At 71.8% G+C, this 22,199-nt stretch carries 20 protein-coding genes; 7 read left to right on the top strand and 13 right to left on the bottom strand.

Translation table 11 applies throughout. The features are described 5' to 3' along the window. The first annotated feature begins 29 nt into the window (after positions 1-29). Entirely contained in the window at positions 30-2,885 is a 2,856-nt protein-coding gene (locus ACP4E5_RS04150) for a type 1 periplasmic-binding domain-containing protein (RefSeq protein WP_425825333.1), read from the top strand. Between the two features lie 14 nt (positions 2,886-2,899). Here the strand turns inward: ACP4E5_RS04150 and ACP4E5_RS04145 are convergent, their stop codons facing one another. Then, positions 2,900-3,565 (bottom strand): TetR/AcrR family transcriptional regulator, encoded by a 666-nt coding sequence (locus ACP4E5_RS04145; RefSeq protein ID WP_425825332.1) that lies wholly within the window; start codon positions 3,563-3,565, stop codon positions 2,900-2,902. 162 nt (positions 3,566-3,727) lie between these two features. Between ACP4E5_RS04145 and ACP4E5_RS04140 the strand changes: the two genes are divergently transcribed. Together ACP4E5_RS04140 and ACP4E5_RS04135 are read left to right on the top strand one after the other, a co-directional pair. After that, a complete protein-coding gene (locus tag ACP4E5_RS04140) occupies positions 3,728-5,113 on the top strand; it encodes an ABC transporter substrate-binding protein (protein WP_425825331.1) in 1,386 nt (461 codons plus the stop codon). A 124-nt stretch (positions 5,114-5,237) separates the two neighbouring features. After that, the gene (locus ACP4E5_RS04135) at positions 5,238-5,867 is read left to right on the top strand and encodes a TetR/AcrR family transcriptional regulator (RefSeq protein ID WP_425825330.1); all 630 of its coding nucleotides are present in this window, start codon (positions 5,238-5,240) and stop codon (positions 5,865-5,867) included. 39 nt (positions 5,868-5,906) lie between these two features. On the opposite strand, the gene ACP4E5_RS04130 is transcribed toward ACP4E5_RS04135, so the two are convergent. The 4 genes from ACP4E5_RS04130 to ACP4E5_RS04115 are packed head-to-tail and all read right to left on the bottom strand — an operon-like array spanning position 5,907 to position 9,142. Next, complete coding sequence (locus ACP4E5_RS04130; protein ID WP_425825329.1) at positions 5,907-6,707, bottom strand: acyl-CoA thioesterase; 801 nt, start codon at positions 6,705-6,707, stop codon at positions 5,907-5,909. Between the two features lie 19 nt (positions 6,708-6,726). Continuing rightward, entirely contained in the window at positions 6,727-7,536 is an 810-nt protein-coding gene (locus ACP4E5_RS04125; protein WP_425825328.1) for an acyl-CoA dehydrogenase family protein, read from the bottom strand. Between the two features lie 8 nt (positions 7,537-7,544). Continuing rightward, positions 7,545-8,654: an acyl-CoA dehydrogenase family protein gene (locus tag ACP4E5_RS04120; protein WP_425825327.1), complete on the bottom strand. Its 1,110-nt coding sequence runs from the start codon at positions 8,652-8,654 to the stop codon at positions 7,545-7,547. A 5-nt stretch (positions 8,655-8,659) separates the two neighbouring features. Beyond that, the gene (locus tag ACP4E5_RS04115; protein WP_425825326.1) at positions 8,660-9,142 is read right to left on the bottom strand and encodes a nuclear transport factor 2 family protein; all 483 of its coding nucleotides are present in this window, start codon (positions 9,140-9,142) and stop codon (positions 8,660-8,662) included. Positions 9,143-9,282: 140 nt separating this feature from the next. Between ACP4E5_RS04115 and ACP4E5_RS04110 the strand changes: the two genes are divergently transcribed. From ACP4E5_RS04110 to ACP4E5_RS04095, 4 genes are read left to right on the top strand one after another with little or no spacing between them, the layout of a single operon-like run. After that, complete coding sequence (locus ACP4E5_RS04110) at positions 9,283-11,397, top strand: branched-chain amino acid ABC transporter permease (protein ID WP_425825325.1); 2,115 nt, start codon at positions 9,283-9,285, stop codon at positions 11,395-11,397. Next, positions 11,378-12,088 (top strand): ABC transporter ATP-binding protein, encoded by a 711-nt coding sequence (locus ACP4E5_RS04105; protein WP_425825324.1) that lies wholly within the window; start codon positions 11,378-11,380, stop codon positions 12,086-12,088. The genes ACP4E5_RS04110 and ACP4E5_RS04105 overlap by 20 nt, the downstream gene beginning before the upstream one ends. A gap of 5 nt (positions 12,089-12,093) precedes the next feature. Further along, positions 12,094-12,810, top strand: a complete 717-nt coding sequence (locus ACP4E5_RS04100) for an ABC transporter ATP-binding protein (protein ID WP_425825323.1) — start codon at positions 12,094-12,096, stop codon at positions 12,808-12,810. Beyond that, positions 12,807-13,235 (top strand): hypothetical protein, encoded by a 429-nt coding sequence (locus ACP4E5_RS04095; RefSeq protein WP_425825322.1) that lies wholly within the window; start codon positions 12,807-12,809, stop codon positions 13,233-13,235. Before ACP4E5_RS04100 ends, ACP4E5_RS04095 begins: the two co-directional genes overlap by 4 nt. Here ACP4E5_RS04095 and ACP4E5_RS04090 read toward each other — a convergent pair whose 3' ends face one another. From ACP4E5_RS04090 to ACP4E5_RS04055, 8 genes are read right to left on the bottom strand one after another with little or no spacing between them, the layout of a single operon-like run. Further along, positions 13,236-14,063, bottom strand: coding sequence for a phosphotransferase (locus ACP4E5_RS04090; protein ID WP_425825321.1), 828 nt, complete (start codon positions 14,061-14,063; stop codon positions 13,236-13,238). A 43-nt stretch (positions 14,064-14,106) separates the two neighbouring features. Continuing rightward, positions 14,107-14,892 (bottom strand): SDR family NAD(P)-dependent oxidoreductase, encoded by a 786-nt coding sequence (locus ACP4E5_RS04085; RefSeq protein WP_425825320.1) that lies wholly within the window; start codon positions 14,890-14,892, stop codon positions 14,107-14,109. A gap of 13 nt (positions 14,893-14,905) precedes the next feature. Beyond that, on the bottom strand, positions 14,906-16,054 hold the full coding sequence (locus ACP4E5_RS04080) for an acyl-CoA dehydrogenase family protein (RefSeq protein WP_425825319.1): 1,149 nt from the start codon (positions 16,052-16,054) through the stop codon (positions 14,906-14,908). A 24-nt stretch (positions 16,055-16,078) separates the two neighbouring features. After that, positions 16,079-17,230, bottom strand: coding sequence for a thiolase family protein (locus ACP4E5_RS04075; RefSeq protein ID WP_425825318.1), 1,152 nt, complete (start codon positions 17,228-17,230; stop codon positions 16,079-16,081). After that, the gene (locus ACP4E5_RS04070; RefSeq protein WP_425825317.1) at positions 17,227-18,423 is read right to left on the bottom strand and encodes a CaiB/BaiF CoA transferase family protein; all 1,197 of its coding nucleotides are present in this window, start codon (positions 18,421-18,423) and stop codon (positions 17,227-17,229) included. The genes ACP4E5_RS04075 and ACP4E5_RS04070 overlap by 4 nt, the downstream gene beginning before the upstream one ends. Further along, a complete protein-coding gene (locus ACP4E5_RS04065) occupies positions 18,420-20,045 on the bottom strand; it encodes a FadD3 family acyl-CoA ligase (RefSeq protein WP_425841067.1) in 1,626 nt (541 codons plus the stop codon). The genes ACP4E5_RS04070 and ACP4E5_RS04065 overlap by 4 nt, the downstream gene beginning before the upstream one ends. Before the next feature lie 5 nt (positions 20,046-20,050). Continuing rightward, the gene (locus ACP4E5_RS04060; protein ID WP_425825316.1) at positions 20,051-21,208 is read right to left on the bottom strand and encodes an acyl-CoA dehydrogenase family protein; all 1,158 of its coding nucleotides are present in this window, start codon (positions 21,206-21,208) and stop codon (positions 20,051-20,053) included. Continuing rightward, positions 21,205-22,197: an acyl-CoA dehydrogenase family protein gene (locus ACP4E5_RS04055; RefSeq protein ID WP_425825315.1), complete on the bottom strand. Its 993-nt coding sequence runs from the start codon at positions 22,195-22,197 to the stop codon at positions 21,205-21,207. Before ACP4E5_RS04055 ends, ACP4E5_RS04060 begins: the two co-directional genes overlap by 4 nt. Between the last annotated feature and the right edge of the window lie 2 nt (positions 22,198-22,199).

Raw genomic sequence — 22,199 nt, 5'->3', positions numbered from 1 at the left:
CCCTTCACAGAACCCCAGTTGAGGCAGCCATGGCATGCAACTTTCCCGACAGCGAGGGCTCGGACAGCTTCACACAGGCGTTCCGGTACGCGGTCGCCCCACCGAAATGGCGGCGGTCACTGCGCGGCGAGGGGCTTCCCCTGGTGGCACTGGACGTCGACAGCGGCGACCCGGTGACCATCCGCGATCGCACGGACCGGGTCCTCTCGGGCCTGGAGTGCATGCTGACCGAACCCGGCCCAGAGGCATGCACCCCCTACGTCCGGCTGAACCGCCAGGCGGCGGCCCAGGCCGGGCAGGAGTACCTGGCGCTCGAAGCGGCGGACGGCCTGCGCGACACCCGATCGTCACCGTGGGCGCTCAAGCGCCGCAATCTGCGGCTGATGCGCGACATCACCAAGGAGTTCCGTGCGCACCCCGAACGCCGGCCGACCGAGCGCGAACTGCGCGACCGCGCCTACGCGTTACGCGCCGAAGAGGCGAACAGCGGCGTACTGCACTGGCTGTCCGGGGTGCGCGGTGACGTCTTCGACGGCTCCGTGCTCGCCCCGCTCGGATCCCTGATCAAACTCTTCGGGGAGCCGCTGCTCTACACGTTCCCCCGCTGGTGCTGGGCCACCTGGTGGTCCCATCGCCTGCTGAAGCCCCGACGCCTCGGAGTACTGCCCAACCGGCGCAACTGGTACGAGCGGTGGCGCCGCCTCGGGCGCACCGGTCACTCGCTGTTCCACTTCGTCGCCGAACTCCTCCAGCGCGAATCCACCCGCATGCTGCCCGCGGTCGCTGCGGACATGGCGCCGGGCCCCCGCGCCACCGCCGACTTCGCCGCCGCGGCCGAGGAGGCACGCCTGGACCTGGAGGAGCTGTTGCTGCGTGCGCTCCTCGCGGACCTGCACGCGGCGCGGCCCGGCTGGGGTCCCTGGTCGCGGCGCCGCCGCACCCGCCGCGTCGTGCTCCTCGACCTGCCGCCCGTCGCCGAGGGGCCCGGCGAGGCGGCGACACCGGTGGAGTGCGACGACCATCTGCGGTCCTACCCCGTCATGGCGGCCCGTTTCCTGCGGGCCTGCGTCAAGGCCGCCCCGGAGCTGGCCCGGGAGGGAGTGGTCGTGGTCGCCGCGGGGCGGCGGGCCGAGGACGACCCGTCCATGCCGGGGACGTGGGACCAGTGCGGGAGCCTGCGGGAGGGCGCCGACCGCTTCCGGCCGAGGGCGCTTCCCTTACCCGGACGACCGCTGTCGGTGCGCCTGAAGGACATGCGCTGGAGCGGCCAGGGCCTGCACGTCGTCCCCGTCGAGTCGCCGAGGCCGCGGCTGAACATCGGACCCAGGCCCGAGGCCGCGCTCGAGGTCGCGAGCCTCGCACTCGTCCTCGTGCTGGTGGGGTCCTGCTGCTTGACCCGGAGCCGGTCCGGCGGACCGGAGTGCTACCAGGGGCAGGCGGTCCGCACGCCCGCCCAGGCCTCGGCGCCCAGCGGGCCGACCGGCGACGACGAGAAGAGCCCGGCGGAACAGTACGCGACGGTACGGTCGGCGATCGACGCCCTCAACTCCCAGGCCCTGAAGGCCGAACGCCGGCACAGGCCGGTGCGCAGGGTCGTCTACCTGGGGGCGACCGTCCCCAAGGACCGCGAGGAGGCGATCGACAACGGCGCGATTCCGGAACTGCGCGGTCTGTGGCTCGCCCAGCAGCGGCTGAACGCGGCGGCGGTCGACGACCGGGACCGCGTGTGGATCTACCTCGACGTCCGCGACACCGGAACGAACTTCGCCTACGCGCCGGGCGTCGCCCACTGGGCGGTGCGCCAGGCCGAGCGTTACAAGGAGGCGAAGGACCACCGTACGGTCGTCGGCGTGGTCGGCTTCTCCGAGAGCCGAAGCACCACCCGCAGGGCGGCGAAGATCCTCAATGACGGCCAGGTCCCCGTCATCGCCACCACGGCGACCGCCGACGCGATGCAGGCGGGCCTGACCTACTACCGGCCCATGTCGCCGAGCAACAGCAGGGAATCGGAGATGGCGGCGCGGTTCGCGCAGCACGCCCGGATCGTGCGCACGGGCGGGGGACACTGCGCGGAGGCCGACCACGCACTCGTGATCAAGGATCCCAGTGACCTCTTCAGCAACGAACTGGGCACCATGTTCGCCCGCAGGTTCGGCAGCGGCGCCGAGACGCTCACCCTGTCCGAACGGGGCGGCGCCACCACCCCCGACGATATCGCCCGCACCGTGTGCGCCCGGATCAAGGAGGACCCGCACACCGTCGTGTACTGGGCGGCCCGCGTCCGCAACTTCTCCGCGTTCCTCGGCCGCTACGGACCCGACTCGGGCTGCGCGGGGCTCCCGCTGACCGTCGTCGGCAGCAACGACCTGACGAGCACGGCGCTGCGCGGCAAGTACCGCCCGTACATGCGGGACTGGCTGAGTCTCTACCACACCGTGCACGTGCTGCCCGAGACCCACCCCGACAACAGCGACGAGTCCGCCACGTTGTTCAGCCTCTACGTCCAGGCCTTCACGGCCCGCGACCCCTGGCTCAACGACGGCCACGTCGCCCTCGCCCACGACGCGCTGAAGACGCTGTCCCTGGCCACCGACCGCGCGTACAGCAGCACCTCGGGGCAGGACAGGCCGGGCACCGCCAACACCGAACTGGTGAAGTCGAAGCTCGACGAGAAGGTGACCTTCCAGGGGGCCAGCGGTGTCATCGCCTTCCCCGAGCGCTACGGCGCCAAGCCGCCGCTGAACAAGGCCATCGTCCTGCTGCACCCCACAGCCGGCGGCCTGACGGTGGCGCTGCGATGCGGGGCGTTCGAGCTCAACGCCCCGGACCGTACGACATGGGTTCCCGGCAGCACGCAGTCGTGCCCCCGGGACAGCGACGACTGACCACGACACAGACCCTAGTTGGGCGCCCCCGCCAGGCCGCCCAGGCAGAATTCCCAGACCTCCTTGGACGTGACCGGGGTCGACTTGCTGCCTGTCGGGACGCCCGGGGTCTGGGCCGTGAACATGGCGGTCTGCATCACGAGCGCGGCGACCCGGCGCGGCTTGGCGGCGCGCGCGTCGCCCGACTCGACGGCCTGCTCGACGAGTTCGGTGAACACGTCGAGCAACGGCACGTGCGCGGTGGCCACTTGGGCGGGGTGCGAGGCGAGCAGCTGCATCGCGAAGTCGGTGAACAATGGACTCTGCTGGTTCGGGCGCGGCTGCGAGCTCTTGTAGAGCAGGTCCACCGCGACCCGCAGCCGGTCCAGCGGCTTCTTCTTGGCGGCGGTCGCCGTGCGGATCTCGTCCGCGGACCGCGACAGGGCGTCCTCGAAGAGCGCGAGGAGCAGCTCGTGCTTGCCGTCGAAGTGCTGGTAGAAGCTGCGCAGCGACTGCTTCGAGCGCTCCACGACCTCCTGCACGGTGAAGTCGGTGGTGCCCTTCTCGCTCATCAACTCCTGTGCGGCGTCCAGGAAGCGCTGGATGCGCTCCTCGGCGCGGAGCTTGGCGGCACGGGTGGACCGCTCGACGGCGCGTTGACGCCAGGCGGGCGGAGCGGGTTCGGCGGGGACGGCGTTCATGGCAGAACGATACTCCGCGCCCGTGAAAAGCGTGGGGCATCGCCCTACCGAATCGTCCACCGCACGAATGTCGGACAAGATTCTCCTGTCCGGAACGTTGCTTCGCTTCAATAGAGAATGTAGTTTCCGCCGCAATCGAGGTACGCCCCCTGGGGAGGACCGTTGCGAAGGCTACTCATCGGCGTGGTCACCGTGCTCGCGGTGCTGCTCGCCGGATGCTCCACCCGCTCGGACTCGAAGAACGCCGGCGCCGAGGACAAGGAGCCGACCAAGGCCGGCGCCTCGGCCGCGGCCGCCGGCGCTGCCGACTTCGGGACGCTGAAGGATGTGTGCGGCAAGGGCGAGACCAAGGCCGGCAGCACACAGGGCGTCACCGCGAAGGACATCAAGACCGGCGTCTTCACCGACGTCGGCTTCAACAAGACCCCCGACTTCGTCGACGCCGCCAAGGTGTTCACCTCCTGGTGCAACGACAACGGCGGGATCAACGGCCGCAAACTCACCCCCGTCACCCACGACGCGAAGCTCCTCGAGGTGCGCCAGCGCATGCAGCAGGCGTGCAAGGAGGACTTCGCCCTGGTCGGCGGCGCCGCCGCGCTCGACGGGCTCGGCGTCAAGGACCGGCTGAAGTGTCTGCTGCCCAACTTCGCCGCCCAGTCGAGCCTGCCGCCCGCCATCGGCTCCGACCTTCAGGTGATCGGCTCGGGACCGTACGCCGACTACTTCCAGTACGCCGGCCTCTACAAGTGGCTGATCACCGAGAAGTACCCGTCGTCCGCCAAGAGCGTCGGCATCATCTCCGGGGACAGCCCGGTCACCAAGATGATGACCGCGCAGTTCACCGAGTCCATCGCCCAGCTCGGCGGCAAGGTCTCCTACACCGAGCTCTACCCGGCGACCGGTGTCTCGGACTGGACGCCGTACGCCCAGTCCATCAAGAACAAGAAGGTCAAGGGGCTCGTCTTCCTGGGCGACTTCAGTTCGCTCGCCAAGCTGGAGCAGTCCCTCACTAGCATCGGCTACGCACCCGACTGGATCGACTCCAACAGCAACTCCTACGGCGACCCGTTCGTGAAGCTCGCCGGGGCGGCCTTGAAGAGCCAGCACAACTACGCCGAACTGTTCGCCACGGCGCCCCTGGAGACGTCGTCGCCCACCACGGACAAGATCAAGGCGCTGTACGCCAAGTACGCTCCCGACGCGAAGGTCAGCTATCTGTCGTTGCGCGCCTTCGCCTCCTGGTTGCTGTTCGCCACCTCGGCCCGCGACTGCGCCGAACTGACCCGCACCTGCGTCTACAAGAACGCCACGAAGAACACCGCCTGGACGGCCGGCGGCATCCAGGCCCCGTTCGACCTGTCCAAGTTGCAGACGCCCGACAAGTGCTACTCCATCGTCCAGGCGACCCCCGAGGGCTGGAAACCGGCCGACTTCAAGCCGGACAAGGGCGCCTACCGCTGTGACGCTCCGGAGGTGAAGTACCGGGGCAAGTACGTCGAACCCGCCACGCTCGGCGACGTCGGCAAGTCGATGTCGGACCTGAAGTGACCGGGACCGACTCCCGCTGATCGCGGGCTCCCGCCCTCTCCCGCAGCACGCCGACCGTACGTAGGGTGAATCAGCGCGAACGGTTCGCCACCGGACGACGGAGAGCGGAGAGGGCGGTGGGCCCATGGCCTCGGCGCGGCATGAGGAGATACTCGAGGCGGCGCTCGAGGTGTTCGCCGAGCGCGGCTACCGGGGCGCGTCCATCGACGCCGTCGCGGAGCGCGCGGGTCTGACCCGGCAGGGCGTGCTGCACTACTACCCCAGCAAGAAGCGCCTCCTGTTCGCCCTGATGCGGCTGCGGGAGGACCTCAACCGGCAGCACGTGCACTCCGACTGGAACGACCCCGACATGCCGTCACGGCTCGCCGAGGCGCTCGCCTTCGACCAGGGCATTCCGTCCCTCGCGCAGGTGCACAGCGTGGTGATGGCGGAGGCGGCCACGGGCCAGGAGCCGGCCCGCGGCTTCGCCCGCGAGCGCTACCGCGAACTGATCGACATGCTCACCGAGGGCTTCACCGGCCGCTTCGGCGAACACCTCCCCAGCGGCCTCACACCCCGCATCGCGGCCACCGCCCTGATGGCGCTCTTCGAGGGCATGCAGCAGCAGTGGATGGTCGACAGCGACGACGTGCGCTACCAGGACACGGTGCGCGAGACGATGGCGGTGTTGTTGCTGGGAGAACCGCCGGCGGGCGACCGGCCCGCGGGCACCCGGCCGACAGACACCCGGCCCGCGTCCGTGCGGGCCGGGTGATCGCACCGGTGATTCGCACCGGTGATCGCCCCCTCCCCGCTACCGCTCCGCGAACCGCAGCAGCGCGTCCTGCGCGTACGAGGCCACCATCTCGCCCCGTTCCGTGAGCACATCGCCCCGCCCGTGGCACCGCCCGTGCGCGGCGAGCGGGCTGTGCTGGCGCAGCAGCAGCCAGTCGTCGGCGCGCACCGGCTGGTGGAACCAGAGGGAGTGCGAGGTCACGGCCGAGGCGAAGGCGCGGCCCGCGTCGTGCTGGGTGACCCCGGGGACGGGGCGCAGCGCGGTTCCGATCAGGGTGAGGTCGGTGGCGTAGGCGAGCAGCGCGGGGCCGAGCTCGGCGGCCACCGGCGGGGTGCGGGTCCACAGCTCGTAGGCGGGCGCTTCGCTGTCGGGGGAGTCCAGGTCCGTGGCGGCGCGGGTCTCCCACGGCAGCAACTCCAGGTCGACCCGCCGCTCCTCGCCCGGGAGTTCACTTGCCGCTTCCACGGTCTGGCGCTGCGGTCCGCCCTCCCACGTGTGCAGGCTGACCATGGCCACGGCGACGACCCCGTGCTCCTGTCGCGCCTGGATCTGCACGGCCCCGTACGTCCGCCCCTGCTGTACGCAGTCCGTCTCGTAGCGCACGGGCTGTCCGCCCTTGCCCTCGCGGGGGAACAGGACGTGCAGGGACTTCACGGCCTTGCCGGGACAGGTGAGTTCGGCGACCCGCGCGGTCTGCGCGAGGAGCTGCCCGCCGAACAGGCGGTGGTACGCGAGCTGTTGGGACGGCGTCTCGTACACGCCCTGCCCGAGCGGCTTGGGGGTGAGGCAGTGGAGCAGGTCGTTCCAAAGGTCGGTCATGTGGGACTCCTCCAGGTGCCTACAGGTGTACGAGTCGGGGGGCCGCGCCGCGCGCGGCGATCAACTGCCCTGCCTCCCGGGTGAGTTCGCGGGAGCTGCCGAGCATGCCGTCGAGCGCCAGGGCGCGTTTGACGTGCCGGTGGAGTGCGTGTTCCGCGGTGAAGCCGGTGCCGCCCAGGGTCTGCTGGCAGTGCCGGGCGGCGGTGAGTGCGGCCCGTCCGGAGGCCGCCTTGGCGAGGAGGGAGCTGAGGTCGCCGTCGGCGGCGAGCAGGGTGGCCTCCGCGCCCTCAAGCGCCACCAGTGTCTCGGCCAGTTTGTGCCGCAGGGCCTGGAACGAGGCCAGCGGGCGGCCGAACTGATGGCGGTCCAGGACGTGCCCGCGGGCCAGTGTCAGCATCGCGTGCCCGGTGCCGACGAGCCACCAGCCGAGGGCCTGACGACCCAGGGCGAGCGGCACGGGGGCGCCGGGCCCGGGCAGGACCCGCAGCGGGAGGTCGGCGTCGATGCCGATGTGTTCTGCCCCGGCCGCGTCGCGGTCCCAACGCACCCACAATCCGCCCGCGTACGGCATCGGGACCGTGCCGCCCGGTGGCTGCCCCGCCTCGTGCAGCAGCACGTCGTTGAGGAGCGGGGCGTGGGCGCCGGTCTCGCCGAGCAGGCGGAAGACCGTGCGGATCGCGTCGGTCGGGGCCTCGGTGAGCATCTCGGGCCAGCCCAGGCCGGCGAGGGCGCCGTCGAGCGGCCCCCGCTGTTCGGCGGGGCCCGTCATCGTCTTGCGGAGCGCCTCTTCGAGCAGTTCCCGTTCGCTGTCGTCCATGGTGCCGGTCACGTTGACGATCACTCCTTGCCGAGGTCGAGCAGGCGCCGGGCCACGATGTTGCGCTGTACCTCGCCGGTGCCGCCGTAGATGGTGGCGGCCCGCGAGTACAGGTACTCCGTGCGCCAGGCCGGATCCGTCAGCTCCACGGCGCCCGGCAGCAGGTCCCTCGCCGTGTCGAAGAGCTGCTGCTCGGCGGTGGCGAGGAGGATCTTGTCGACGGACGTCTCGGGGCCGAGCCGGCCGCCCGCCGCGAGCCGCGCCTGCGTGGCGTGCGAGCGGCAGCGCACCGTGTGCAGCGCCAGATACGCCTCGCCGAGCGCCGCCGCCTCGTCCCGCGGCGACTCCATCCGGCCGACGAGCCGGTCGAGGCGGGTGTAGAGGTGGGCGACCCGGTGCCAGAAACACGTGGAGCGCTCGTGCGGCAGCAGGTCCATGGCCAGCTTCCAGCCGTCGCCCACCGCGCCGAGCAGCCGGTCACCGGGCACGCGCACATCGTCGAGGAACACCTCCGCGAACTCGTCCACGCCGTGCATCGTGCGCAGCGGCCTGACCGTGATGCCGGGGGAGTCCATGTCGAGGAAGAACGCGCTGATGCCGGCGTGCCCGGGGTCGGGCCCGGTCCGGGCGAGCAAAACGCAGCGCGCCGCGTACTGGGCGAGGCTCGTCCACACCTTCTGCCCACTGATCACCCAGCCGTCGCCGTCGTCGGCCCGTACGGCCCGCGTGGTCAGGGACGCCAGGTCGCTGCCGGAGCCCGGTTCGGAGAAGCCCTGGCACCACTGCTCCCGGCCGCCGAGCAGCCGCGGCACCATGTCGGAGGCCAGCGCGGGCGGCGCGTACGAGAGGAGCGTGGGCACGAGGACCTCGACCATGGAGTACAGGCCCGGCTCGGCGAGGCCCCGCGTGGCGACCTCCTCGCCGAGCACGGCCCGCAGCACGCTCGGACCGCCGACCCCGCCCACCGCCTCCGGCCAGCCGTGCCGCATCCACCCGGCCTCCCACAACTCGCGGCGCACGCGGTCGAGGTGGGCGACGTGTGAGTCCAGCGAGTCGTCGTCCGGGTCGGGGGACAGGTCGTGCGCGTCCAGCCAGGTGCACAGCTCCCGGCGGAATTTGGCGGTGTTCACGGAGGTCACGTCCGCGTCCGCTCGAAGGCGTGGGGGCGCCCCGAGTCGTGGGCGCCGCTGCGGCGGATGAAGGTCATGGCGCGGGTGTGCAGCCGCCAGCCCTCCGGGGTGCGCCGGTAGGTGTCGTTGTAGTAGCCGATGCGCATGTCGTGCCGCGAGTGCTCGACGAAGCACAGGGGCTGGGTGCCGGTGGCGCTTTGGCCGTCGTCGGCGAACTCCACGACCGGCGTACCCGTCATGAACAGCCCCTGTGGGGCGGCCGCGATGAGCTCCGGGAAGTCGTCGAGCGGGTAGGTGTCACCGAACGCGCTGTAGCTGCCGTCCGGGGTGAAGACGGCCAGGACGCGGTCCGTGTCGCCCTGCGACATCGCCACGGCGTAGCGGGCGAGCATCTGCTGGATGTCGGCGAGGTCGTCGTACCGGCGACCGGTGCCAGTGGGTGTGTGTCCTGCGGGCGTCTGCTGTGAGGGTGTGGGCTCTGCGCTCAACGGGGCGTCCGTCCCTTCCAGTTGGCGTGGATGTCGGATGACAACCGGCATCCCGTGTGCGGATGGTTGATTCTCCGACAGTGAGAAGCTAGTTTCCACCCCTAGGCCCAGCCAATGGAGAGGGCCGGGGAGGAAACCTCGTGGAACAGTTCCTCACCTTCGGCGTCGTCGGACTGACCACCGCCGCCATCTACGCCATCGTCGGCAGCGGCCTCGTCCTGACGTACACGACCGCCGGAGTCTTCAACTTCGCGCACGGCGCGGCCGGCATGCTCTCCGCCTTCGCCTACTGGCAGTTGGCCTTCGGGTGGGGCTGGCCGGTGCCGCTCGCCCTGGCTTTCGTACTCCTCGTCCTCGCACCCGGCTTCGGGCTGCTCGTCGAACGAGTCCTGATGCGTCCCGTGCAGTCGCTGGGCGAGGCGGAACGCCTTGTCATGGCCGTGGCCCTGCTCACCGGCTGCATCTCGCTGGCTCGCTGGATCTGGGACCCCAGCGCCGCCCGCCCGCTGCGGCCCTTCTTCGCCGACTCACCGGCGATCGACCTGGGCCCCACCGCCATCACCTGGCACCAGGCGCTCACCCTCGCGGTCGCCGTACTCGTCGCCGTCGGGCTGTGGTTCCTGCTCGGCCGCACCCGCGCCGGCACCGAGATGCGGGCCTGTGTCGACGACCGCGCGCTCGCGGGCCTCACCGGGGCCTCGCCGCAGCGCGCCGCCCGGCTCGCCTGGGTGCTCGGCACCCAACTCGCCGCCATCGGCGGCATCCTGATCGCCCCCACCGTCGCCCTCGACGCCCAGCAGCTCTCCCTCCTCATCGTCTCCGCGTACACCGCCGCCGTCTTCGGCCGCCTGCGTAGCCTGCCGCTCACCTTCGTCGGCGCGCTCGTCGTCGGCTGCCTGGAGAGCTTCCTCACCGGGTATCTTCCGCAGAACGACTACCTGCCGGGGCTGCGCCTCGCCGCTCCCGCGCTGCTGCTCTTCCTCGCCCTGATCGTGTTCCCGCACCGGCGCCTGCGCGGACGCGAACGCCGCCTCGTACAGGTGCCGTTGCCGACCGTGCGCGGCACACTCGTCTTCGCCGGATGCGTGCTGCTGTTCGCCGTGTTCCTGGCGACCGTCCTCGACAGCGAGGGCCTCATCTCCTACGGGCCGCTGTTCGCGCTCGGCGTCGTCGCCCTCTCGTACGTGCCGCTGGCCGGATACGCGGGGCAGCTCTCGCTGTGCCAGTTGAGCATCGCCGGGATCGGGGCGATCGTGTGGGGACACCTGGGCGGGCAGGGCCAGTTGTGGGCGCTGCCGGTGGCGGTGCTCGTCGCGGCCGTGGTCGGCGCGCTCATCGCGATACCGGCGCTGCGCCTGTCCGGCATCTATCTGGCCCTGGGTACGGCGGCGTTCGCGGTGGTCCTGGACCGCTGGGTGTTCACCTTGCCGTCCTTCGAGATCCTCGGCGTCCGCATCGCCCTGTTCGACCAGGGCTCGGTCGAGGTGCACGGCCCGAACCTGCTGGGCTGGCAGCTCGCCTCCGAGCGTGAACTCCTCCTGTTCTCCGCCGTGTTGCTGGCACTGGCCTCGCTCGCCGTCGCCTGGCTGCGGCGTGGCAGGTTCGGACGCGCGCTCATCGCGCTGCGCGACAGCGAGGCCGCCTACGCGACGCTCGGCGGCCGGCCGCTCGGCGCGAAGGTCGCCGTGTTCGCGCTGTCCGCCGCGCTCGCCGGGCTCGGCGGGGCGCTCTACGGAATGGTCCAACGCACGGTGACCGCCGAGCAGTTCAACCTCGTCGCGAACCTGCCCGTCTTCCTGATCGCCGTCATCGGCGGCCTCGGCGCGGTCGGCACCGGCCTGTTCACCGGCCTGTCCTACGTGGCCCCGCCCCAACTGCTCGGCCACTTCGGCGACTGGGCGCAGGACGCGTCGACGCTCCTCATCGCGCTCGCCGGGATGGGCCTCGCGCACAGCCCCGGCGGCATCGTGCCGCGTATGCGGGCCGAGTGGCAGCCCCTGGCGCGCGACCGGGTGCTGTTCCCCGTCACCGGCGCGGTGGTCGGCCTGTTGTGGCTGCTGTACGGAACCGGCCTGATGGGCGGCGCGCTCTTCCTCGTCACGCTGCTCGTCGCGGCGACGGCCCTGCGCATGTGGGCCGCGTCCCGCCAGTCCGGACCGCACCTGCCGCCCGACCCCGTCGAATGGTGGGGGATACGCCGGCCCTGGCGCGCCGAGGACCGGGAGGTGATCGCGCGTGGCATCGCTGCGAGCTGACGGAGTGACCGTCGTCTTCGGCGGCAACCGGGCCCTGGACAAGGCCGGATTCGAGGCCGAGCCCGGCCGCATCACCGGCCTGATCGGCCCCAACGGAGCGGGAAAGTCGACGCTCTTCGACGTCGTGTCCGGCCTGCGCAGGCCCCAGTCGGGCACGGTCACCCTCGACGGGGACGACATCACCCGCGCCACCCCCGCCCAGCGTGCCCGGCGCGGCATGGCCCGCACCTTCCAGCGTCTGGAACTCTTCGGCCGCCTCACCGTCCGCGACAACCTCCTCGTCGCCGCGGAACTCGGCGCCCGCGGCCGCGCGTCGGCCCGCACCGCCGACGGCATCCTGGACCGCATCGGCCTCACCTCCGACGCGGACACCGCCGCGGACGCGCTGCCCACCGGCGCCGCCCGCCTCCTGGAGGTCGGTCGCGCCCTCGCGGGCCGGCCCCGCGTCCTCCTGCTCGACGAACCCGCCGCCGGGCAGGACGCCGATGAGACCCGCCGCTTCGCCGCCCTGCTGCGCGACGTCGCCGCCGAGGGCTGCGCGGTCGTCCTCGTCGAACACGACATGGGCCTGGTGATGAGCGTCTGCGACCAGGTGTACGTCCTCGACCTCGGCAGGATCGTCGCCTGCGGGCCGCCCGCGGACATCCAGCAGGACCAGACGGTCCTGGCCGCCTACCTGGGGGAGGCATGAAGGCGATGGAACCTGTGGAACCCATGCTCGAACTGCGCGGCGTGTGCGCCGCATACGACCGCATCACCGTGCTGCACGGCGTCGACCTGAAGGTCGCGGCGGGCCAGGTCGTGGCGCTGCTCGGCCCCAACGGCGCGGGCAAGACGACCACCCTCGACGTCGCGGCGGGCGCCCACCGGCCCAGCGCGGGGCGCCTGCTGCTCGGCGGCCGCGACGTCACCGGGGCCCACCCGCGCGACCTGGCCCGGGCCGGGGTCTGCCTCATCCCCGAGGGCCGCGGCATCTTCCCCAACCTCTCCGTGCGCGACAACCTCCGCATGATGACCTTCACCGGCCGCGACCGGGCGGAGATCGAGCAGATCGCCTACGAACGCTTCCCGGTCCTCGGCGAACGACACCGCCAGGCCGCCGGCACCCTCTCGGGCGGCGAACAGCAGATGCTCGCCCTCGCCCGGGGACTCGCCACCGACCCGGCGGTCCTCCTCCTGGACGAACTGTCCATGGGCCTCGCACCGCTGGTGGTCGGTGAACTGTACGAACACGTCGCGGAGTTGGCCCGCAGGGGTGTGGCCGTCCTCGTCGTCGAGCAGTTCGCCACCGCAGTCCTCAAGATCGCCGACCACGCGGCCGTCCTCGTACGCGGCAGCGTCCAGTGGCAGGGCCACCCCGACAGCTCCCTGCACGCCGAACTGTCCTCCTACTACCTCGGGAGCGCCGCATGACAGCTCAGCCGGACCACACCACCGCCCGCGCCGACCGCTTCGCCCGGGACCTCGCCGCGCTCAAGATCCCCGACCCGGCCACCGCCCGCAACGGCCTGTGGCTGCGGGCGGGTGGCGCACTCCTCCTGGTGGGACTCGTCCTCGGGGTACTGACCTTCCCCCTCACCCACGCCACCGACGACCCCCTAGCCCAACGCGACGCGATCGCCATCGGCCTCACCGGTGTGGTGTGCGCGGTGGTGGGCGGCGCGGTGTACCTGCGGTACTCGCTCACCGGGTTCCTGAGGTTCTGGCTCGCGCGGCAGTCGTACGACCTGTCGACGCTGGGGGAGCGGACGACGGCGGACGAAGCGCCGCGGGAGGCGGAGAGGGAGGCGAGGGAACGGATCGCGGTGGACGGCAAGGAGGTCGCTCCGCGCCCGTGATCAGCCGTGCGCCGCGCGGATCCGGTCGAGCCACTCCAGGCCCATGGCGCGTCCGCGCGGATACCGGTCGCGGCGATCCCAGCGCCAGGTCGTGACCACGGCCAGGACGAGGACCCGGCACGCCCGCAGCAACTCCTGATCGACACCCGGGTAGTGGGCGGCGACGTCCTCGGGCGCATGGGCGAGGTCCAGTTCGACGGGCCCCCGACAACAGGTCTCCAGGTCGATGAAGACGGGACCGTCCTTGGTGGCGAGCACGTTGCCGGGGTGCGGCTCGCCGTGCAGCAGCTGCTCGCCGCCACCGCGCTCGCCGATCGTCCGCACGGTCCTTCGCAACGTGTCGGTGAGCAGCGTCCGGTCCGCGTCCGCGAGGTCCGGGGTGCGTTCGCGGTCCGTGAGGAGGCGTTGCGCGTGCGCGACACGATCCGTGAAGTGCGGAGTCCGCGCGTCGATCCCGCGCATACCGGCATGCAGCCGGGCGAGCGCGTGGGCGTAGTCGACCGGCGGGACACCGTGTGGTGTCACTGACTCGTAGTGGGTCCACAGCGTGACGACGAACCCGTCGCACGCGTACGCACGTGGCGCCACCCGGGGTTCGAGCGCGGCCACCGGACAGCCGGCTCCGGCGAGGAGCTGCGCCAGCTCGATCTCGAACTCCGCGCTCTGATCGTCGGCCGGCGCGACCCGCGCCAGCACGTCACACGGCAGCAGCCGCACGGTGAGCTTGTTCGAGTCGTGCAGCACCGTCATGTCGTCGACGGCCAACCCCAACGACAAGGCGACGGAGCGGGCCGCGCCCGTCGCGCGGGAGGCGGAGTGCGAGGGCATGCGGGGAGTATGCGGGCCGCGGGTGGGGCGGCGCATCCGGGTTTCAGACGGTGTAGCCGCCGTCCACCGCCAGGTGCTGGCCCGTGATGAAACCGGCCCGGTCCGAGGCGAGGAACGCGACCGCCTCCGCGATGTCCTGCGCGTTGCCGAAGCGGCGCAGCGGGATGTTGCGGCGGGTCACCTGGAGGGCGGCTTCGTCGAGTTCGCCGTCCTCGATGAGGCGGGCGGCGATGCCGTCGGTGAGCATGCCGGGGCCCACGCAGTTGAAGCGCACACCGTAGCGGCCCTCCTCGGCCGCGAGCGCCCGGACCACCGCCTCGACCGCGCCCTTCGTGCCGGAGGAAAGGCCGTCGCGCACGGGATAGCGCTGGGTCGCCGCCGTGGTGACGGCGACGACGCTGCCGGCGCTCGCGCGGAGGGCGTCGAGCGCCGGGTGGATCAGGTTGTAGAAGGCGAGGGTGTCGGCGTTGAGCTGGCTGCGGTACTGGGAAGGCGGGACACGGCTGAGGTGCACCATCGGCACGTGCGGGCCCGCCGCGTAGACGAGTGTGTGCAGCGCGCCGAACCGGTCCACCGCCGAGCCGATCACGGACGCCGCCTCGTCCTCGTCCGTCAGGTCCGCCCGTACGGACTCCACCTGGGCGCCCTCGGAGCGCAGCTCCGCGGTGAGTTCCTCGGCGGACCTCTCGTTCGAGCGGTACGTGAACAGCACCGAACTGCCGCGCCGGGCCAGCGTGCGGACGACCGCCGCGCCGATGCCGCCGGTGCCGCCCGCGACGAGCGCGGTGCCCTTGCGGCCACCGAAGTCCTGGTTGTCGTCGTCCGTCAACTCGTCAACTCCCTCACAGATTGAGCGACTTCGCGATGATCACCTTCATGACCTCGCTGGTCCCCGCGTAGATCCGCGTGATGCGCGCGTCCGCGTACAGCCGGGCTATCGGGTACTCGCGTATATAGCCGTAACCGCCGAAGAGTTGAAGACATCGGTCCACGCAGCGGGCCTGCGCCTCCGTGCAGAACAGCTTCACCCGCGCCGCGTCCGCGCCCGAGAGGCGGCCCTCCACCAGCTCCACGATCGCCCGGTCGAGCATCGCCTGCGCCGCCTCCACCTCCGTGGACACCGCCGCGAGCTCGAACTTCGTGTTCTGGAACGAGGCCAGTACGTTCCCGAACACCTTGCGGTCCCTCGCGTACGCCAGCGTGGTGTCGAGGGCCGCCCGCGACTGGGCGACCGAGCCGACCGCGACCGTCATCCGTTCCTGCGGCAGATTGCGGCCCAGGTAGGAGAACGCCTCGCCCTCCTCGCCGAGCCGGTTCGCGACCGGGACGCGTACGTCGTCGAAGGCCAGCTCCACCGTGTCCTGCACGCGGATGCCGATCTTGTCGAGCTCACGGCCCTTGGTGAAGCCGGGCATGCCGTCCTCGACCACGAGGAGTGTGAGGCCCGCCCGGCGGTTGTCCGGGTCCGTCGCCGTACGGGCCACGACGATCACCAGGTCGGCGAGCAGGCCCCCCGTGATGAACGTCTTCGCCCCGTTGAGAACGTAGTCGTCGCCGTCGCGCACCGCCGTGGTGCGGATGCCCGCGAGGTCGGAGCCGGTGCCGGGTTCCGTCATGGCGATAGCCGTGAGGAGCCGGCCCGCGGCGAGCGCGGGGAACCAGCGTTCGCGCTGCTCCTTGTTCGCGTAGGCGAGGAAGTACGGGAGGATCACGTCGAGTTGGGTGCGGACCGTGCCCAGGGTGACGAGGGCGCGCGAGGCCTCCTCCTGGAGGATCGCGTTGTAGCGGTAGTCATCGGTGCCCGCGCCGCCGTGCTCCTCGGGGATCGCCAGACCCATCACGCCGATGTCCCCGAGCTGTTCGAAGATCCGGCGCGGCATCCGGCCGGCCCGCTCCCACGCCTCGTAGTGGGGCACGACCTCGCGTGCGACGAAGTCCCGTACCAGTTCCCGGAACGCCTCGTGGTCGGCCGTGTAGATGTCTCGGCGCACCCTGAACTCCTCCCGTTGGGCGGGCTATTCGGCGAGTTCGACGACGGTCGCGTTGGCGGTGCCACCGCCCTCGCACATCGTCTGGAGGCCGTAGCGGATGCCGCGGTCCCGCATGTGGTGGACCAGGCGCGTCATCAGGACCGCGCCGGACGCGCCGAGCGGATGGCCGAGCGCGATCGCGCCGCCGAGCGGGTTGAGGCGGGCCGGGTCCGCGCCGGTCTCCGCGAGCCAGGCCAGCGGGACGGGCGCGAAGGCCTCGTTGACCTCGTAGGCGCCGATCTCGGACAGGGCGAGCCCGGCCCGCGTCAGCACCCGCGCGGTCGCCGGGATCGGGCCGGTCAGCATCAGCACCGGATCGGCGCCCGTGACCGCGCCCGCCCGGTAGCGCACCAGCGGGGTCAGGCCGAGTGCGCGGGCCCGCTCCGGTGTGGTGACGAGGAGGGCCGCGGCGCCGTCGGAGATCTGCGAGGCATTGCCCGCGTGGATCACGCCGTTCGGGTCGAAGGACGGCTTCAGGCGGGAGAGTGTGTCGGGCGTCGTGCCCCGGCGGACCCCCTCGTCGGCCGTGAGCGCGGTGTCGGGCAGCGGGGCGAGCTGGGCGTCGAAGGCCCCCGCGTCCTGTGCCGCAGCCGCCAACTCGTGGGAACGGGAGGCGTATTCGTCCAACTGCCGCCGGTCGAAGCCCCACTTGCCGGCGATCCTCTCCGCCGACTCGCCCTGGTTGAAGGTGAAGTGGTCGTAGCGCTCCAGGACGCGTGCCGACCACGGCGCGCCGTCGGCCCGCGCCGCCCCGAGCGGTACCCGGCTCATCGACTCGACGCCGCCCGCCACCACCATGTCGTACTGTCCGGACAGCACGGCCTGCGCGGCGAAGTCGAGGGCCTGCTGGCTGGAGCCGCAGGCCCGGTTCACCGTCGTCGCCGGAACCGTCTCCGGCCACCCGGCGGCGAGCAGCGCGTAGCGGCCGATGTTCCCGGACTGGTCGCCGATCTGCCCCACGCAGCCCCAGATCACGTCCTCGACGTCGCCGGGGTCGATGCCGGTGTGGGCAACCAGTTCGGCCAGGATGTGCGCGGACAGGTCAGTGGGATGGATGCCGGCGAGCGAGCCGTTCCGCTTGCCGACGGGGGTGCGGACGGCCTCCACGATCACGGCCTCACGACGGTCACGTGTCACTGTTCGCCCTCTTTCATGGCCGGGGTCAACTCATCGTCGGTGATGCCGAGTTCGCGCAGGATCGCGTCCGTGTGCGCACCGAGCGCGGGTACGTCACCCATGGGCGCCTGGCCGCGTCCCTCGAACACGGGTGGTGGCAGCGGTGCCAGGGTCGGTCCGCCCGGTGTGCCGATCTCGCGCCAGCGGTCGCGGGCGGTGTGCTGCGGGTGGGTGAGGACCTCGCCGGGCGTGTTCAGCTTGGCGTTGCCGATGCCGGCCGCGTCGGCCGCCGCCTGGATGTCGTGGAGGGTGTGCGCGGCGCACCAGCGGGTGATCTCCGCGTCGAGGCGGTCGCGGGCGGCGACCCGGTCGGCGGTGGTGGCGAGAGCGGGGTCGTCGGCGAGGTCCGGGCGCCGGAGGAGGTCGCGGGCGTAGCGTTGCCACTCGCGGTCGTTGGTCGTGCCGAGGACCACGGTGTGGCCGTCGGCGGTGGGGTACGCGCCGTAGGGGGCGACGGCGGGGGAGCCCATGCCCGCGGGCTGCTGGTCGACGCCGGTGTGCCGGGTGTACGTGAGCGCGTACCCCATCAGCTCGGTCATGGTGTCGAACATGCTGACCGAGACGGAGGCGGGCCCTTGTGCCGGGCCGGTGCCGCGTCCGCGCTCGGCGAGCAGCGCCGTGATGGACAGCGCCGCGTACAGTCCGGTGCACACGTCCGCCATCGGCGGTCCCGGCTTCGCCGGTCGCCCGGGCAGCCCGGTGATCGCGCACGCGCCCGCCTCCGCCTGCACGAGGAGGTCGTAGGCGCGCTTGTGGGAGAGCGGTCCGCCGGGGCCGTAGCCGTCGATCTCCATGGTGATGAGGTCGGGATGACGCTCAGTCAAATCATGCGCACCGATGCCGAGTTTGGTGGCCGCCCCGGGTGCGAGGTTCGACACGAAGACGTCGGCCCGGTCGAGGAGCCGGTGCAGGACGTGGACGCCGTGCGACGACTTCAGGTCGAGCGTCAGGGACTCCTTGCCCCGGTTGACCCACACGAAGTGGGCGGCGAGGCCGTGCACCACGTCGTCGTAGTACCGGGTGAAGTCGCCGCCGGGGGCCTCCACCTTGATGACACGCGCGCCCAGATCGCCGAGCGCCCGCGTGCACAGCGGCGCCGACACCGCCTGCTCGACGGAGACGACGGTGACCCCGGTCAGTGGCCCCGCCGTCATGCGTCGCCGTCCCGGGAAGCGGGGTCCGTGAACGCGGCGCGCAGCTCGTGCTTGAGGACCTTGCGGCTGGCGTTGCGGGGCAGCCGGTCGACGAAGCGGACGTCCCGCGGAACCTTGAAGTTGGCCATGTTGGCGCGTGACCAGGCGATGACGTCCGCGGCCGTGGTCGTCTCGCCCGGGCGCAGCACCAGGTACGCGCAGCCGACCTCGCCGAGGCGCGCGTCGGGCACGCCGATCACGGCGGCCTCGGCGACCGGGGCGTAGCCGAGCAGCAGGCGTTCGATCTCGGCCGGGTAGGCGTTGAAGCCGCCGACGATGAACATGTCCTTCTTGCGGTCGACGACCGCGAGATTGCCCTCCGCGTCCAGGCTGCCGATGTCACCGGTGCGCAGCCATCCGTCGTCGCCGATCGCGGCGGCGGTGGCCTCGGGCTCGTCCCAGTAGCCGGTGGTGACGGTGTAGCCGCGGACCTGGATCTCGCCCGTCCCACCTGCGGGTACGGGCTCGCCCGCGTCGTCGGCGATGCGCACGTCCACGTCGGGGATGCGCCGGCCGTTGGTCCGGGCCACGGTCGCGGGACTGTCGCCGATGCGGGTCGTGGTGACGAGGGCGGAGGCCTCGGTGAGTCCGTACGCACTCATCACGATGTCGAACGAGAGGTCGTCCTTCATGGCGTGGATCAGCTGCTCGGGGATGGTGGTGCCGCCCGTCATGGAGATCCGCAGGGACGAGGTGTCGCGGCGGGCGCGGTCCGGGGCGGCGAGCAGATCCTGGAAGATCGTCGGAGGGCCCAGCATGATGGAGACGCGCTCCCGCTCGATGAGTTCCAGGGCCCGGCCCGCGTCGAACATGCCCATCGGGACGACGGTCACCCCGTGCAGGAACGAGGCGAGCCAGCCCGCCTTGTAGCCGAAGCAGTGGAAGAACGGTGGCACGACGAGGAACACGTCGCCGGGGCGGAAGGTGTACTGCTCCGCCATCCACCCGTAGGCGCGCAGCGACTGCCCGTGCGTGAGGACGACACCCTTGGGATGGCCCGTGGTGCCGGACGTGAACATGATGTCGGAGGCGGTGTCGGGCGTGACCCGGTCGATGGAGGCGTGCGCGGCGCCCTCGTCGACTTCCTCGCCCCTGCCGAGGAAGTCGTCCCACGAGAGGTCGGCTTCGCCGCGCTCGGCCACGAGGGACACGGTGGTGCGCAGGGCGGCCAACTCGGGTTCGTACTTGCGCAGTTCCGCCACGTAGTCGGTGTCGAGGAACGGCGCCGCGAACAGTGCCTTCGCCCCCGACTTGCGCAGGATGTACGCGAGTTCCGCGGCCTTGAAGCGGGTGTTGAGGGGGACGACGATGCCGCCCGCGCCGTGCACCGCGAGCGCGGCCACGATCCACTCCGCACGGTTCGCGGCGCAGATCCCGACGCGATCGCCGGGTGCGATGCCGAGGGCGAGCGCGGCGCGGACCGCCCGCGTCATCCGCCGGTCGAGTTCGCGAAAGCTCCAGCGCGTGCCGCCGTCCACGAGAGCGGGTGCGTCACCGTATTGCGCGGCGGCCCGGCGGACAACGTTCGGGATGCTGCGGTACTCCTGGTCGTAGCGCATCACGGGCTCCGTTCCCCATTGCATGACACTCACGAGGTGGACGGCAGCCGCAGCAGCCGCTTGGCGATGATGTTCCGCTGGATCTGCGAGGTGCCGCCGTACACGGAAGCGGCGCGCGAGTACAGGTACTCGCCGTACACCACCCCGCCCGTTTCCGCGAGTTGATCGGGCAGGACCTGGAGAGCGGTCTCGTACAGGCGCTGCTCGGCGCGCGTCATGAGCAGCTTGTCGATCGACGACTCGGGTCCGGCGGCGACGCCCGCGAGACGTTCGGCGGTACGCCGCCGGGCGTGCGCGACGAGCACCTGGTAGTCGACGACGCAGCGCCCCACCGCGGACACCATTCCATCGGGCAACTCGCCTGCACGCTCGCGCAGTTCGCGCCGCAGCTGCTCAAGAAGCAGTCCGTACTTGGACAGGTGGCCGGTGTCGAGGGCGTTGCGCTCGTAGTTCACCGTCGTCATCGCGAGCCGCCAACCGTCGCCCTCCGCGCCGATCCGCTCGGCTGCCTCGATACGCACATCGTCGAGGAACAGCTCGCAGAACTCGTCGTTCCCGTTGGCCGCCTTGAGGGGGCGTACGGTCACCCCGGCCCGGTCGAGCGGCAGCGCGAACGCGGTGATGGAACTGTGCGCGGGGGCTTCGCGGTCGGTGCGGGCGAGGAGGAGGCAATAGTCGGAGTACTGGGCGTAACTGGTCCACAGCTTCTGCCCGTTGACGATGTAATGGCCGCGGTCCGCATCGTCGCTGCGGCGCGCGTACGTCGCTATGCCCGCGAGGTCCGAACCGGCGCCCGGCTCGCTGAAGCCCTGGCACCACACGTCGTCGCCCGCGAGCATGCGCGGAAGAAGCCGGGCCCGCTGTTCGTGCGAGGCGAACTCCAACAGCGCGTGGGCGAGGTAGCCGATGCGCGGCACGCCGGGTGCCCGGGAGGCGCCCAGTTCGTCGCTGACCGCGACCTGGTGGAGCGCGGTCAGGCCCCGGCCGCCGTACTCCTCGGGCACGTCGAGGCCCACCCAGCCGCCGGAGTGCAGTATGCGGTGCCAGCGGTGCAGGAACAGGGCGGGTGCCTCGTCGGGGCGGCGCTCGGGCAGCGGGTGCCGGGCGAGCCAGGCGCGCAGTTCGCGGCGGAGCCGGGTGAGGTCCGCCGGGTCACCGAAGTCGAGCGGCAGGTCCTGGCGGGTCACGTCGCCTCCGTGGCATCAGCGGACTGTGGGGCGGCGAGCGCGGACAGCAGCTCGGCCGTGCCGGTCAACATCGTGGCGCCGACGCGCACCCGGCGCAGATACAGATGCGCGATGTGCTCCCACGTCTGCGCGATCCCGCCGAACACCTGCATCCCCGCGTACACCGCGTCCAGGGCCGACACATCCACCTCTGCCTTGGCGACACGGGCGGCGGTCAGAGCCGCGCCCGGCCCGGCGTGGTCGAGACACCAAGCGGCGTACCGGGTGGCGCTGGCACACGCCTCGACGGCGACCGTGGCATCGGCCAGCAAGTGCTGCACCGCCTGATAGGAGCCGATGGGCCGCCCGTACTGCACGCGGTCGCGCGCGTAGGCGGTGGCCTGCTCGACGAACGAGGCGGCAGCGCCCACGAGTTCACCGCTCACCATGACAAGCGCCCAGGCCTGCCAGGCACGCACGCCCTCGCGGCTCAGCCGGCCGACGACCTGTGAGCCCGCCTCGGCCACGCGGACGGGGCGCAGCAGGTCGGTGGTGGGTGCCGGGTCGCCGAGCGCCAGGGAGCGTACGGACCCGTCGGCGGCCACGCACAAGGCGCTGTCGGCGCCCTCGGTGTCCCAGGCACGCCACCCGCCGTCGGTCTCCCCGCCGGGAAAGCGCAGATCGCGGCGGAGCGCGATGGTGGGCGTGTCCTCGTACGACACCACCCCGCCGCCCGCCTCGACGAGCCGCAGCACCTCGGGCGCGAGCAGCACCGTACCCAGGAACGACGCCGCCATCGGCTGCCGGCCGAAGTCCTCGGCGAGCAGCGCGCACTCCTGGGCCGTCGCCAACGGCGGTGCACCACGCCGCAGTTCGACGAGACCGAGCCCGTCGAGCGCCTTCTGCGCGGCGGCCCGCTGCGCCCCCGTCGGCTCGGCCGACGTGCACCGGTGGTCGTCGACAAAGGACCCGAGCGCCTCGCGGACCAGCCGGAACTCCTCCGCCCGCACCG

The organism is Streptomyces fractus, from assembly GCF_049844455.1.
Classification (GTDB): domain Bacteria; phylum Actinomycetota; class Actinomycetes; order Streptomycetales; family Streptomycetaceae; genus Streptomyces; species Streptomyces fractus.
The sequence above is the reverse complement of the archived record's forward strand: the minus strand, read 5'-3'. Positions and strand labels throughout refer to the sequence as shown.

Bases quoted from the DNA above. Each gene is read 5' to 3' on its own strand.
- ACP4E5_RS04150 (WP_425825333.1), top strand. From the start codon at position 30: ATGGCATGCAACTTTCCCGACAGCGAGGGCTCGGACAGCTTCACACAG.
- ACP4E5_RS04145 (WP_425825332.1), bottom strand. From the start codon at position 3,565: ATGAACGCCGTCCCCGCCGAACCCGCTCCGCCCGCCTGGCGTCAACGC.
- ACP4E5_RS04135 (WP_425825330.1), top strand. From the start codon at position 5,238: ATGGCCTCGGCGCGGCATGAGGAGATACTCGAGGCGGCGCTCGAGGTG.
- ACP4E5_RS04130 (WP_425825329.1), bottom strand. From the start codon at position 6,707: ATGACCGACCTTTGGAACGACCTGCTCCACTGCCTCACCCCCAAGCCG.
- ACP4E5_RS04100 (WP_425825323.1), top strand. From the start codon at position 12,094: ATGGAACCTGTGGAACCCATGCTCGAACTGCGCGGCGTGTGCGCCGCA.
- ACP4E5_RS04095 (WP_425825322.1), top strand. From the start codon at position 12,807: ATGACAGCTCAGCCGGACCACACCACCGCCCGCGCCGACCGCTTCGCC.
- ACP4E5_RS04090 (WP_425825321.1), bottom strand. From the start codon at position 14,063: ATGCCCTCGCACTCCGCCTCCCGCGCGACGGGCGCGGCCCGCTCCGTC.
- ACP4E5_RS04070 (WP_425825317.1), bottom strand. From the start codon at position 18,423: ATGACGGCGGGGCCACTGACCGGGGTCACCGTCGTCTCCGTCGAGCAG.
- ACP4E5_RS04065 (WP_425841067.1), bottom strand. From the start codon at position 20,045: ATGCAATGGGGAACGGAGCCCGTGATGCGCTACGACCAGGAGTACCGC.